This window comes from Streptococcus sp. 5346 (assembly GCF_013277455.1).
GTDB lineage: Bacteria > Bacillota > Bacilli > Lactobacillales > Streptococcaceae > Streptococcus.
This window is the reverse complement of record NZ_VMMY01000002.1, coordinates 58,224-71,321: the sequence shown is the minus strand read 5'-3', so window position 1 is coordinate 71,321 and position 13,098 is coordinate 58,224. Positions and strand designations below refer to the sequence as shown.

Sequence of the window (13,098 nt, the reverse complement as noted above, 5' to 3'; positions counted from 1 at the left end):
GAAAGATGAGTACTTTAGCAAAAATAGAAGCGCTCTTGTTTGTAGCGGGTGAAGATGGGATTAGGGTCCGTCAGTTAGCTGAAATCCTCTCTCTGCCACCGACAGGCATCCAACAGAGTTTAGAAAAATTAGCCCAGAAGTATGAAAAGGACCCAGATTCTAGTTTGGCTCTGATTGAGACAGGGGGCGCTTATAGATTGGTGACCAAGCCTCAATTTGCAGAGATTTTGAAGGAATACTCTAAGGCACCTATCAACCAGAGTTTATCTCGGGCTGCCCTTGAGACCTTGTCCATCATTGCTTACAAACAGCCCATCACACGAATAGAGATTGATGCCATCCGTGGGGTCAACTCGAGTGGGGCCTTGGCAAAGTTGCAGGCCTTTGACTTGATAAAGGAAGACGGGAAAAAAGAAGTGTTGGGTCGCCCCAACCTCTATGTAACTACAGATTATTTCCTAGATTACATGGGGATTAACCATCTGGAAGAATTACCAGTGATTGATGAGCTTGAGATTCAAGCTCAAGAAAGCCAATTATTTGGTGAAAGGATAGAAGAAGATGAGAATCAATAAGTATATTGCCCACGCAGGTGTGGCCAGTAGGAGAAAAGCAGAAGAGCTGATCAAGCAAGGCTTGGTGACGATTAACGGCCAAGTGGTACGTGAACTAGCAACCACTATCAAGTCAGGCGACAAGGTTGAAGTTGAAGGTCAACCTATCTACAACGAAGAAAAGGTCTACTATCTGCTTAACAAACCACGTGGTGTTATTTCCAGTGTGACAGATGACAAGGGCCGCAAGACGGTTGTCGACCTCTTGCCCAATGTCAAAGAGCGCATCTACCCTGTAGGTCGTTTGGATTGGGATACATCAGGAGTCTTGATTTTGACCAATGATGGGGATTTTACGGATGAGATGATTCACCCTCGTAATGAGATTGACAAGGTTTATGTCGCGCGTGTTAAAGGTGTGGCCAATAAGGACAATCTCCGCCCCTTGACCCGTGGACTTGAGATTGATGGCAAGAAAACTAAGCCGGCTGTCTATGAGATTCTCAAAGTGGACCCAGTTAAAAACCGCTCTGTGGTACAGTTGACCATCCATGAAGGACGTAACCATCAGGTTAAAAAGATGTTTGAAGCTGTTGGTCTTCAAGTGGACAAGTTGTCACGGACCCGTTTTGGACATCTAGACTTGACAGGACTCCGTCCAGGAGAATCCCGTCGTCTTAATAAAAAAGAAATCAGCCAACTACACACCATGGCTGTAACCAAGAAATAATGAAACGAATTTTAATAGCGCCTGTGCGCTTTTACCAACGGTTTATCTCGCCAGCCTTTCCACCTTCTTGTCGTTTTGAGCCTACTTGCTCAAACTATATGATTGAGGCTATTGAAAAACATGGCTTCAAGGGTGTTTTGATGGGCTTGGCTCGGATTTTACGTTGCCATCCCTGGTCGAAAACAGGTAAGGACCCCGTCCCAGACCATTTTTCTTTAAAGAGAAATGCAAAATAATATTCAATGAAAATCAAAGAGCAAATTAGGAAACTAGCCGCAGGCTGCTCAAAACAGTGTTTTGAGGTTGTGGATAGAACTGGCGAAGTCAGTAACCATACCTACGGCAAGGTGACGTTGACGTGGTTTGAAGAGATTTTCGAAGAGTATAAATTGGATTCTAATGTATAAAAACAGATAGATGATACTTGGTATTTATCAAGTGCCATCTATCTGTGTTTTTATTTATGATTGATGTTTCTGCTATTTATTCCAAAATGTTTTTACCTTCTTTAACACGCCAATGATAATCCGATAAAATAATATCTTCGAGGGAGTAGCTAGCCTTCCAATCAAGATATTTTTTAGCTTTTGATGCGTCTGCTAGGACGCTAGCTGGGTCACCAGCACGGCGAGCAACAATTTCGTGTGGGATTTTTTGATTCAGTAATTCTTCAGCAGTTTTAAAGATTTCTTTGACGGTATAGCCTTTTTCAGTTCCTAAGTTAAAGATTTGAGAAGAACTGTTTTCTTGAAATAGGTAGTTTATTCCTTTAACATGAGCCTGTGCAAGGTCCAAGACATGAATGTAATCTCGAATACATGAACCATCACGTGTATCGTAGTCATCTCCAAATATTTTCAGGCTATCATTTTGTCCCAATGCGGTCTTGTTGATATTTGGAATGATATGAGTTGGATTTTTCACGCGCAGACCGTTTGAAGCATCCATTTCAGCCCCAGCTACATTAAAGTAACGGAAAATGACATATTTCCAATCGTAGCGATTGGCCATCCAGTAAATCATTCGTTCACCCATCAGTTTTGTTTCTGCATAAGGGTTGACAGGGTCAAGCAGGGTATCTTCAGTCGCCGGTTTGTCAATACAGTTATTGCCATAAAGAGAAGCAGTCGAAGAGAACATGATTTTTTGAATGCCAACTTCAGATAAGACTTTGAGAACTTGGTTCATACCAGCAACATTGGCAGTGAAGTATTTGCTTGGATTTTCAATACTTTCGCTCACAACAATTTCACCTGCACAATGGAGAACAGCGTCAATCTTGTTTTCTTCCAAGTAAGCCTTTAAGGCGCTAGCATCATAAACATCCAGTTGTTTAAAGCTAGCACGACTATCCACAGCTGAACGATTTCCTGTAGAGAGATTATCTAGAACATGTACCTGATAGCCAGCATTTAAAAGAGCTTTAACGGTATGGGAGCCAATGTAGCCAGCTCCACCTGTAACAAGGATTGTTTTGGTCATGATTTTTTCCTTTTCCTAGTTTTGTACTATTTTAAAGAAAGAGGGAAGGAAAGTCAACTATTTTCTATAATTTTCATGAAAACATGAAAAATATATCATTGAATTATTTTTTTGTTTGGGAATTAATAGTTTGATTAATCTTGGAATAGTTCTTAGATTTTACCTCACATGCAAGAAAATACAATCTTTTTCTAAGATAGAGCAAGACTAAGATACTAGCTTAGAAATCCACCTTCCCGCTATCCTTCTCCTATAAAAAGTGGTAAAATGGATGAAAGAAAGAAGGAACTGAAATGACAACATTATTTTCAAAAATCAAAGAAGTAACAGAACTTGCTGCTATCTCAGGTCATGAAGCACCTGTCCGTGCTTATCTTCGTGAAAAGTTGACACCGCACGTGGATGAAGTGGTGACAGATGGCTTGGGTGGTATTTTCGGAATTAAACATTCAGAAGCTGCAGATGCGCCGCGCGTCTTGGTAGCTTCTCATATGGATGAAGTTGGTTTTATGGTCAGCGAGATTAAGCCAGATGGTACCTTCCGTGTGGTTGAAATCGGTGGTTGGAACCCCATGGTAGTCAGCAGCCAACGTTTCAAACTCCTGACTCGTGATGGTCGTGAAATTCCTGTGATTTCGGGTTCTGTCCCTCCACATTTGACTCGCGGAAAGGGTGGACCAACTATGCCAGCTATTGCAGATATCGTCTTTGATGGCGGTTTTGCGGATAAGGCGGAGGCAGAAAGCTTTGGCATCCGTCCTGGCGACACCATTGTCCCAGATAGTTCCGCTATCTTAACAGCCAATGAAAAAAATATCATCTCAAAAGCTTGGGACAACCGCTACGGTGTTCTCATGGTGAGCGAGTTGGCGGAAGCTCTGTCAGGTCAAAAACTCGGCAATGAACTCTATCTTGGCTCTAACGTCCAAGAAGAAGTTGGTCTGCGTGGTGCTCATACATCTACAACCAAGTTTGACCCAGAAGTTTTCCTAGCAGTTGACTGCTCACCTGCTGGTGATGTTTATGGTGGTCAAGGCAAGATTGGGGATGGAACCTTGATTCGTTTCTACGACCCAGGTCACTTACTTCTCCCAGGAATGAAAGATTTCCTTTTGACAACGGCTGAAGAAGCTGGTATCAAGTACCAATACTACTGTGGAAAAGGCGGAACGGACGCTGGCGCAGCCCATCTGAAAAATGGTGGTGTCCCATCAACAACAATCGGAGTCTGTGCTCGTTATATCCATTCTCACCAAACACTTTATGCAATGGATGACTTCCTAGAAGCGCAAGCCTTCTTGCAAGCCTTGGTGAAAAAATTGGATCGTTCAACGGTTGATTTGATTAAAAATTATTAAACTTAAGGAGGTGGTAGGGATGGTAGAACCAAACCTAGAAAGCCTTGTAAAAGATCTTTACAATCATGCTCGACATGATTTGAGTGAAGATTTAGTTGCTGCTCTCCTAGAGACTGCTAAAAAACTGCCTACTACAAATGAGCAATTGCTGGCAGTTCGTCTCTCAGGTCTGGTCAATCGTGAATTGCTCAAGAATCCCAGACATCCGGCACCTGAGTTGCTCAACTTGGCCCGCTTTATCAAAAGAGAAGAAGCTAAGTACAGAGGAACCGCAGCTTCTGCACTTATGTATGGGGAGATTTTTAAAATGCTTTGATTCCATTGTGGATCAAAGCATTTTTTATATGGTAGAAAAGCAATTCTTGGTTAGGAAAAGAAAAAAGCCATCCTATCTAGGATAGCTTCTTGGATCTTAGATTTGTTCAGCGATGACCTTTTCAGCTAGATTCATAGCGTGATCAGACACACGAGTGTAGTGGGAAATGATGTCGATAAAGTTGACCCCAGCTTGTGTTGAACACTCGCCCTTGTTGAGGCGTTTGATGTGAGTCTTTCTGAGAACACGTTCCATATTGTTGATTTCTTTATGGCGTTCAATCAGACTTTGAGCTTTTTCAATATCATTGTTTTCCACGCTGTCAAGGGCATCTTTGATAAAGCCAGTGGTCTTTTGATAGATATCAGCCAATTCCTGCAAAGCAGCTTCAGAGAACTCAACATTTTTACGTTGAAGATAGTCAGTTAGATTGATTAGCGCTTCAGCGTGATCCCCAATCCGTTCCAAATCACGGGATGAATCCAGGATGTTGGTGAGCACTTCACTTTCTTTCTGGCTAAGGGCCTCGCTTGAAAGAGTAATAAGGTAACGAGTCAATTTTTCATCAATGGTATTGATGGCTTCTTCTGTCTTGTGGCCTTTTTCAGCAGCCTTTTCATTAAGGTCAATGATGTAGTTGTATGAAAGGTCAAAGGCTTTAGAAGCATAATTTCCCAAGTGAAGGAGTTCTTTCTTTGCATTTCCGAGAGCGATTGATGGAGCTTGTTTAATCAAATGCTCATCAAGATAAAGTGGCTCGTACTTGACAACTTCATCTTCGCCAGGGATGAGCTTGGTTACAAAGTAGGCCAAGGCTCCGATGAATGGAAATTGTATAATGGTGTTACTTACGTTAAAGGCACCGTGAGAAAAGGCAATGGTCATCTCAGGTGAGAGGTGAAGGAGTGCTTGGAAGTACTCAATCATAGACGTAAAGGGACCTAATAAGATTAGGCAAAGAATAGTTCCTAAAACGTTAAAGGTAACATGGGTTGCTGCAACCCGTTTTGCAGAGATGTTTGCTCCAGCAGCTGCTAGGATAACAGTTAAGGTTGTTCCGATATTATCCCCGAAGAGAACTGGTAGAGAACCTTTAAGGTCAAGGAATCCACCTGCATAGAGACCTTGCAAAATCCCGATTGTCGCAGAAGAAGCTTGGATGAGGACGGTAATCACTGCACCGGCAAAAACTCCTAACACAGGATTTTGTCCCAAGGTTACCATGTATTCCTTGAATTGTGGTAAATCTTTAAGAGGGCTCATACCGGCACTGATGAGGTTGAGGGCGTAGAAGATGCCCCCTACACCAAACAGGATGCGCCCAATATTGTTTGCTGTTCTATTTTTGGTAAAGAAGAGGAACATGGTCCCAAGGAAAATCAGGGGTAAAGCATACTCACCAAGCTTGAAACCGATGATAAAGGAAGTAACTGTGGTTCCGATGTTGGCTCCCATGATAATTCCGATAGCCTGTCTAAGGGTGAGAAGACTAGCGCTGACCAGTCCAACCGTGATAACTGTGACCCCTGTACTTGACTGAATCAGAGCGGTTACGACAATCCCAACTAAAACACCTAAAAAGGGATTGCTGGTGTACTTGTCAATGTAAAAACGAAGGCGATCTCCAGCAGCTTGTTGCAAACCGTCTCCCATGGTCTTGATACTATATAAGAATAGTCCCAGACCACCTAAAAAGTGAAATAAAATTTCCTGCCAATTAATGGACATTTCTTTTTCCTCCGAAAAATAATAACGGAATTTCTCCTATTCTATTTTAAAGGATAAAAGTAAATCTAACAAGTGTTTAGATGAAATTTTAGAAAGAAAATTTGGCATTTTTTAAAATTCCTCCAAACAGTTGTTTTAGTGCAATCTAGCAGATTCATGATTTTCTTATAACTCTTTTCTTTTGAGCGGAAATAAATAATCTGTAGACGTTTGTGATATTTGGTATACGATGAATCTCTTATGAGTTTTTCAATTTTTTGTATTTCTTCATTTGTAAGTTTCATAACTACTATTATAAGATGTTTTTTTTGATTTTAATCTAGTATTAATAGTATCTTTCTTGCTTTAGAAAAAGTTATGAAAGACTTTGAATTCATTAATTCTAATAAAACTTTATCACAAGATTTATTGACGATTAATAATGTAAATTATATAATCTATCTAGGACGCTATTTAAATATAATAACATTTTTATAATTTCATTTACGAATCACAGAGATTTTTTTCTTTTAAAATAGAACATGACATAGGAGAATGCATATTATGGCAAATTATATTATGTTACATCAAAATAGAATTGAAGTAAAAATTGATGATACTAGTGTATACTGTGATAATTTTAAAGGGAATCAAGATCCATATGTTTGGAGCGAAAGATTTTTGAATACATTTTGTAAAACCAATCAAATCAAAGCATCTCAACTTAAAAAGGGAGATACGTTATTTTGGTTTACCAGACAAGGAACTCCATCAGATGATAAGTGGTTTGTTGACTTAGTATTTATTGTAGATGAGATAATCTATTGGGAAAAAAGTAACAGTGATAAAGTGGAAAAAGTAGCGGATAACCCTTTTGAACACTATAATGATGTTAAGCTTTCAACAGTAAAATATGATCAATTTTCTTATGAAGATCATTATCAGTGGGCAAAAAATGATCATCCTAAAGCAAGTAGTAGACCAAAGAGACGATATACTATAGTTGCTTCAAAGGAGAGTTACCAACCACAAACTGAAAATAAAAAATTAATAGAAATAAACAAAAATTGTATCCTTGATATGTTTAATCATTCACCACGTGGTGGGGGTGGGTTCAGGTGTAAAGAAATTACCGATGAGCAAGTAGAGGATATTGAAAATTTTATACTTGCCAACAAGAAGATAGAATTGAAAGGAACTGATCTTTTTAAATTAAGGAGTAATAGTAAAAAGTGGGAGAGTAAGAAAGATTAGATAATAAAATTTGAACGGAACGACTCTTTAAAAGTTCAAGAAAGTAGTCTGAAAATGAATTAGATGCTAGTTTTTTGTATGGCTAAAACAATGTTTTTAAAACTAGTTATTAAATTTGATTAAATGAATTATACAATCCTAAATGGGATTATAGTTTTTACCTTGTTCTACTATTTTTAGGAAAGGAAATAGAGTTTGCTAAGATAAAGTCTACAGGTAGATGAGTCAATTTTTACAGTGGTAAAAGAACAAGAAAAGTTTAGGGTTTTTCTATCTCTTTTGCTGATTTTGTGATATAATTAACACGTATAAAAAAAGAAGGAGTCATATCTAATGGCAAAATTGACTGTTAAAGACGTTGAATTGAAAGGGAAAAAAGTTCTCGTTCGTGTTGACTTCAACGTACCTGTAAAAGATGGCGTGATTACCAACGACAACCGTATCACTGCAGCTCTTCCAACTATCAAGTACATCCTTGAACAAGGTGGACGTGCTATCCTCTTCTCTCACCTTGGTCGTGTAAAAGAAGAAGCAGACAAAGCTGGTAAATCACTTGCTCCTGTAGCTGCTGATTTGGCAGCTAAATTGGGTCAAGACGTTGCTTTCCTTCCAGGTGTCACTCGTGGTGCTGAATTGGAAGCAGCTATCAACGCTCTTGAAGATGGACAAGTTCTCTTGGTTGAAAACACTCGTTACGAAGATGTTGATGGCAAGAAAGAATCTAAAAACGATCCTGAACTTGGTAAATACTGGGCATCACTTGGAGATGGTATCTTCGTAAACGATGCATTCGGTACAGCTCACCGTGCACACGCATCTAACGTTGGTATCTCAGCAAACGTTGAAAAAGCAGTTGCTGGTTTCCTTCTTGAAAACGAAATTGCCTATATCCAAGAAGCAGTTGAAACTCCAGAACGTCCATTCGTAGCGATCCTTGGTGGTTCAAAAGTTTCAGACAAGATCGGTGTTATCGAAAACTTGCTTGAAAAAGCTGATAAAGTCCTTATCGGTGGTGGTATGACTTACACATTCTACAAAGCACAAGGTATCGAAATCGGTAACTCACTTGTAGAAGAAGACAAATTGGATGTTGCGAAAGCTCTTCTTGAAAAAGCAAACGGTAAATTGATCTTGCCAGTTGATTCAAAAGAAGCTAACGCATTTGCTGGCTACACTGAAGTGAAAGACACTGAAGGTGAAGCAGTAGATCCAGGATTCCTTGGTTTGGATATCGGTCCAAAATCTATCGCTAAATTTGACGAAGCTTTGACTGGTGCCAAAACAGTTGTATGGAACGGACCTATGGGTGTGTTTGAAAACCCAGACTTCCAAGCTGGAACAATCGGTGTGATGGACGCTATCGTGAAACAACCAGGCGTTAAATCAATCATCGGTGGTGGTGACTCAGCTGCCGCAGCGATCAACCTTGGCCGTGCAGACAAGTTCTCATGGATCTCTACTGGTGGTGGAGCATCAATGGAACTTCTTGAAGGTAAAGTTCTTCCAGGACTTGCAGCCTTGACAGAAAAATAAGATTTTATAAATAAATCAAAGAAGAGGGGAATGAAAGTTCCTCTTTTCTTTTGCTTAAAATAAAAACGCTTCCTCTCAACTATTACTCATAAAAATCACCGATTTATGATAAAATGGAAATAGAAAGTTGAGATTATGAGTTATTTTAAAAAATATAAATTCGATAAATCCCAGTTCAAACTTGGTATGCGAACCTTTAAAACAGGTATTGCTGTTTTTCTAGTTCTCTTGATTTTTGGCTTTTTTGGTTGGAAAGGTCTTCAAATCGGTGCTTTGACAGCTGTTTTTAGCCTGAGGGAGAGTTTTGATAAGAGTGTTCATTTTGGGACTTCGCGTATCTTAGGAAATAGTATCGGTGGCCTCTATGCCCTGGTCTTCTTCCTATTAAATACCTTTTTCCATGAATCCTTTTGGGTGACCTTGGTTGTTGTTCCAATCTGCACCATGTTAACCATTATGACAAATGTAGCCATGAATAACAAAGCAGGGGTTATTGGTGGTGTAGCGGCTATGTTAATCATTACCCTATCGATTCCGAGCGGGGAAACAATTTTGTACGTATTTGCGCGTGTATCAGAAACGTTCATGGGAGTTTTTGTCGCAATTCTCGTAAATTACGATATTGATCGTATTCGGCTCTTTTTAGAGAAAAAAGAAAAATAATGTTACATTTTATAACATTATCAATTGACGTTTGTCTTTTTTTAGACTATAATAGACAGAAAGAAGGAAATTGTAAATGAAGGAAAAAGAATTTCGCCGAAATATGGCTGTTTTTCCTATCGGCAGTGTTATGAAGTTGACCGATCTATCGGCGCGTCAGATTCGTTATTATGAAGATCAAGAGTTGATTAAGCCTGATCGAAACGAAGGGAATCGTCGTATGTATTCCTTGAATGACATGGATCGTCTGCTTGAAATCAAAGATTATATCTCTGAAGGTTATAATATCGCTGCCATTAAGAAAAAATATGCTGAACGTGAAGCGAAATCCAAGAAAGCGGTTAGTCAGACTGAAGTACGTCGTGCACTTCACAATGAACTTCTCCAACAGGGGCGTTTTGCTTCAGTACGATCACCTTTTGGTCGCGGTTAGGCAACCGCAAGTAGTCATAGATTAAGGAGAAAACTCATGCCAATCACAGCTGCAGATATTCGTCGTGAAGTCAAGGAAAAAAATGTTACCTTTATCCGTCTCATGTTCTCAGATATTTTGGGAACCATGAAAAACGTCGAAATTCCTGCTACAGATGAACAATTAGATAAGGTCTTGTCAAATAAGGCTATGTTTGATGGATCTTCTATTGAAGGTTTTGTACGTATCAATGAGTCAGATATGTATTTGTACCCAGACTTGGATACATGGACAGTCTTCCCGTGGGGAGATGAAAATGGAAGTGTTGCAGGTTTGATCTGTGATGTCTATACAACAGAAGGTGAACCATTTGCAGGTGACCCTCGTGGCAATTTGAAACGTGCTCTTCGTCACATGGAAGAAGTAGGATTCAAGTCCTTCAACCTTGGACCAGAGCCAGAATTCTTCCTATTTAAGTTGGATGAAAATGGTGACCCAACACTTGAAGTAAATGACAAGGGTGGCTACTTTGATTTGGCGCCTACTGACCTTGCGGACAATACACGTCGTGAAATCGTTAATGTCTTGACCAAAATGGGATTTGAAGTAGAAGCCAGCCACCACGAGGTTGCAGTTGGACAACACGAAATTGACTTTAAGTATGATGAAGTTCTCCGTGCTTGTGATAAGATTCAAATCTTTAAGCTTGTTGTTAAAACCATTGCTCGCAAACATGGTCTTTATGCAACCTTTATGGCCAAACCAAAATTTGGTATTGCTGGATCAGGTATGCACTGCAATATGTCCTTGTTTGATGCAGAAGGAAACAATGCCTTCTTTGATCCAAATGATTCAAAAGGAATGCAGTTGTCAGAAACGGCCTACCATTTCCTTGGCGGTTTGATTAAGCATGCCTACAACTATACTGCCATCATGAACCCAACGGTTAACTCATACAAACGTTTGGTTCCAGGTTATGAAGCGCCTGTTTATATTGCTTGGGCTGGTCGTAACCGTTCGCCACTTGTGCGCGTGCCTGCTTCACGTGGTATGGGAACTCGTCTTGAGTTGCGTTCAGTGGATCCAATGGCGAACCCTTACATCGCTATGGCTGTTCTTTTGGAAGTTGGTTTGCATGGTATTGAAAATAAAATCGAAGCACCAGCTCCTATCGAAGAAAATATCTACATCATGACAGCAGAAGAGCGCAAGGAAGCTGGTATTACAGATCTTCCATCAACTCTTCACAATGCTTTGAAAGCTTTGACAGAAGATGAAGTTGTCAGAGCGGCTCTTGGAGAACATATCTATACTAGTTTCCTTGAAGCCAAGCGAATCGAATGGGCAAGTTATGCAACCTTCGTTTCACAATGGGAAATTGATAACTATTTAGATCTTTACTAATACTAATATAGAAGAAAGATTGCCTGAGGGCGGTCTTTTTTCTTGTGTTTTATATCGAGGTGTGATATATATTATATAACGAAGTACGATATATCGAACTGAATAGGAGGTGGTTATAAATGGAATTAACGGATAAGATTCGTCGAGTTTATCTTCCAATGACGGAAACGGGCTTTTATATCTTGTTCTGTCTGCAAAAGGAAGGTCATGGTTATAGTATTACGCAAAAGGTCAAGGAGATGACAGATTTGCAAGTTTCGATTAGTCCTGGAACTATGTATGGAACCTTGTCAAAGATGGAAAAGGATGGTTTGATTTCCTTTGTCCGAGAAGAAGAAAAACGGAAAATCTATCAGATCACAGACTTGGGACGAAAAGTCTTAGATATTGAATTGAAGCGTATTGAACGGCTCTATAGAAACAGTCTGGAGGAAAGATGATGGAAAAGAAGGTTGTTTATAGAATTGCTACCATTGCGGATTATGATAGAGAGGCTTTATATCTTAGAAAAATGCATGCTGAGGGCTGGAAACTCAAGGAAGTGACCTACTCTAACTTAGTAGTTGCGGTTAAGTATACTTTTGAAAAGTGCCAACCGGAGCAGGTGTCTTATCAGTTGGACTTTTATCCTATGAAAAAATCAGAGAGAGCCTCCTATTTACAATTATTTAAAGACTGTGGATGGGAGCATATTACAGACTTTAATGGTTTTTCCTACTTTAGAAAGCTTCATTCTGGAATTGAGTCGGATGCCGAGTTTGAAATTTATAATGACGCGGCTGGGAAGTTAGCTATGGTGAAACGGATTTTAACGAGGCGGATGCTTCCTATTTTGCTTCTCTTTTTAGCTCTACTACCGGTTTTCACAAAGTTTGTCACTGGAGGTAGTTCTTTCAGTTGGGAAATGTTTTTGATTGTTATAATAGATGGTGTTTTATTGATAGTCCATGCGATTCAGATTTCTTATATTTTTTGGAGATTGTTTCAAAAGTGGAAAGAATTATCTGATAAATAACGCCAGGCATGTTTTCTAATTTTGGGGTAAGGCAATGAATAGCAGAGTAGAATTTCGGATTTTCACCATTGTTGATTTGGACAAGGAAGAAGGATATTTACATGAGATGCATTTGAAAGGTTGGAAGTATAGAACTAGTCGTTTTGGTTTGTTCTATTTTGACCAATGTCAACCAGACGATGTTATCTACTGTATCTATGATTCTAGGTTTCTTAAAAAGCATAAGCATGAACTGCAAGATTTTAGAGATAGAGGTTGGGAATTGATAGGAGCAGGTTCTTGTTCGATTCTTCGTAAATCGGCTTCTGATATACTTTCAGAGGATCAAGTCTATATGAGTAAGAGACTCAGATGGGAAGTTGTACGATATAGACTTCGTTCCTGTACAGCTACTTTCTTAGGTGGTCTTGTTGTTTGTATGAGTTTGTTTCGAGAAGAATTGTCGCAATCTTTCTTTGTCATTTTTGCTCTATATGCTTTTATGATTTCTTATCTAATCCATGGTTTTTTCAGACTTAAAAGGAAATACCGAGTAGATGGAAGGTGAGTTTCTCGGTCTGTAGACTGATTTTTAGCACTCTTGATAAAAGAGTGCTAATTTTTTGAGTTTTTATCTTGACATTCTCTTTTAAGGGTGTATAATAGAATCATAAGTTAGCACTTAAGTGTA

16 protein-coding genes and 1 pseudogene are annotated in these 13,098 nt (G+C 39.4%); 14 read left to right on the top strand and 3 right to left on the bottom strand.

Features of this window, described 5'->3' with window-relative positions; genetic code table 11:
* The first annotated feature begins 5 nt into the window (after window positions 1-5).
* Genes scpB through HT732_RS10235 form a run of 4 tightly spaced genes read left to right on the top strand, consistent with a single transcriptional unit; the run spans window position 6 to window position 1,691 of the window.
* The gene (gene scpB, locus HT732_RS01390) at window positions 6-575 is read left to right on the top strand and encodes an SMC-Scp complex subunit ScpB (protein ID WP_173253720.1); all 570 of its coding nucleotides are present in this window, start codon (window positions 6-8) and stop codon (window positions 573-575) included.
* Window positions 562-1,284: a pseudouridine synthase gene (locus HT732_RS01385; RefSeq protein ID WP_084917260.1), complete on the top strand. Its 723-nt coding sequence runs from the start codon at window positions 562-564 to the stop codon at window positions 1,282-1,284. The genes scpB and HT732_RS01385 overlap by 14 nt, the downstream gene beginning before the upstream one ends.
* On the top strand, window positions 1,284-1,520 hold the full coding sequence (yidD, locus tag HT732_RS01380; protein WP_049522465.1) for a membrane protein insertion efficiency factor YidD: 237 nt from the start codon (window positions 1,284-1,286) through the stop codon (window positions 1,518-1,520). Before HT732_RS01385 ends, yidD begins: the two co-directional genes overlap by 1 nt.
* Window positions 1,521-1,526: 6 nt before the next feature.
* A complete protein-coding gene (locus tag HT732_RS10235) occupies window positions 1,527-1,691 on the top strand; it encodes a hypothetical protein (RefSeq protein WP_240155821.1) in 165 nt (54 codons plus the stop codon).
* Between the two features lie 76 nt (window positions 1,692-1,767).
* On the opposite strand, the gene galE is transcribed toward HT732_RS10235, so the two are convergent.
* Window positions 1,768-2,766, bottom strand: a complete 999-nt coding sequence (galE, locus tag HT732_RS01370) for a UDP-glucose 4-epimerase GalE (RefSeq protein WP_173253719.1) — start codon at window positions 2,764-2,766, stop codon at window positions 1,768-1,770.
* A gap of 293 nt (window positions 2,767-3,059) precedes the next feature.
* Between galE and pepA the strand changes: the two genes are divergently transcribed.
* Window positions 3,060-4,124 (top strand): glutamyl aminopeptidase, encoded by a 1,065-nt coding sequence (gene pepA, locus HT732_RS01365; protein WP_000209170.1) that lies wholly within the window; start codon window positions 3,060-3,062, stop codon window positions 4,122-4,124.
* A 19-nt stretch (window positions 4,125-4,143) separates the two neighbouring features.
* Window positions 4,144-4,440 (top strand): enterocin immunity protein, encoded by a 297-nt coding sequence (locus HT732_RS01360; RefSeq protein ID WP_057487917.1) that lies wholly within the window; start codon window positions 4,144-4,146, stop codon window positions 4,438-4,440.
* Between the two features lie 96 nt (window positions 4,441-4,536).
* On the opposite strand, the gene HT732_RS01355 is transcribed toward HT732_RS01360, so the two are convergent.
* Window positions 4,537-6,168: a Na/Pi cotransporter family protein gene (locus HT732_RS01355; protein ID WP_173253718.1), complete on the bottom strand. Its 1,632-nt coding sequence runs from the start codon at window positions 6,166-6,168 to the stop codon at window positions 4,537-4,539.
* Between the two features lie 89 nt (window positions 6,169-6,257).
* Window positions 6,258-6,452, bottom strand: a pseudogene (locus HT732_RS10230) (helix-turn-helix domain-containing protein); the annotation flags it as partial.
* A 259-nt stretch (window positions 6,453-6,711) separates the two neighbouring features.
* Between HT732_RS10230 and HT732_RS01350 the strand changes: the two are divergent.
* The 8 genes from HT732_RS01350 to HT732_RS01315 all read left to right on the top strand — a co-directional run bounded on the left by HT732_RS01350 (window position 6,712) and on the right by HT732_RS01315 (window position 12,975).
* Entirely contained in the window at window positions 6,712-7,401 is a 690-nt protein-coding gene (locus tag HT732_RS01350) for a hypothetical protein (protein WP_173253717.1), read from the top strand.
* A 333-nt stretch (window positions 7,402-7,734) separates the two neighbouring features.
* Window positions 7,735-8,934 (top strand): phosphoglycerate kinase, encoded by a 1,200-nt coding sequence (locus tag HT732_RS01345; protein WP_173253716.1) that lies wholly within the window; start codon window positions 7,735-7,737, stop codon window positions 8,932-8,934.
* Between the two features lie 135 nt (window positions 8,935-9,069).
* Complete coding sequence (locus tag HT732_RS01340) at window positions 9,070-9,597, top strand: aromatic acid exporter family protein (RefSeq protein WP_173253715.1); 528 nt, start codon at window positions 9,070-9,072, stop codon at window positions 9,595-9,597.
* A 76-nt stretch (window positions 9,598-9,673) separates the two neighbouring features.
* The gene (gene glnR / locus HT732_RS01335) at window positions 9,674-10,030 is read left to right on the top strand and encodes a transcriptional repressor GlnR (protein ID WP_000659548.1); all 357 of its coding nucleotides are present in this window, start codon (window positions 9,674-9,676) and stop codon (window positions 10,028-10,030) included.
* A 36-nt stretch (window positions 10,031-10,066) separates the two neighbouring features.
* A complete protein-coding gene (gene glnA, locus HT732_RS01330) occupies window positions 10,067-11,413 on the top strand; it encodes a type I glutamate--ammonia ligase (RefSeq protein ID WP_173253714.1) in 1,347 nt (448 codons plus the stop codon).
* 119 nt (window positions 11,414-11,532) lie between these two features.
* Entirely contained in the window at window positions 11,533-11,853 is a 321-nt protein-coding gene (locus HT732_RS01325; RefSeq protein WP_000423971.1) for a PadR family transcriptional regulator, read from the top strand.
* Window positions 11,853-12,428 carry a DUF2812 domain-containing protein gene (locus HT732_RS10525; RefSeq protein ID WP_173253854.1) on the top strand — a complete coding sequence of 192 codons (576 nt, stop codon included), beginning with the start codon at window positions 11,853-11,855 and terminating at the stop codon, window positions 12,426-12,428. The genes HT732_RS01325 and HT732_RS10525 overlap by 1 nt, the downstream gene beginning before the upstream one ends.
* 34 nt (window positions 12,429-12,462) lie before the next feature.
* Window positions 12,463-12,975, top strand: a complete 513-nt coding sequence (locus HT732_RS01315; RefSeq protein ID WP_001088690.1) for a DUF2812 domain-containing protein — start codon at window positions 12,463-12,465, stop codon at window positions 12,973-12,975.
* Window positions 12,976-13,098 lie beyond the last annotated feature (123 nt).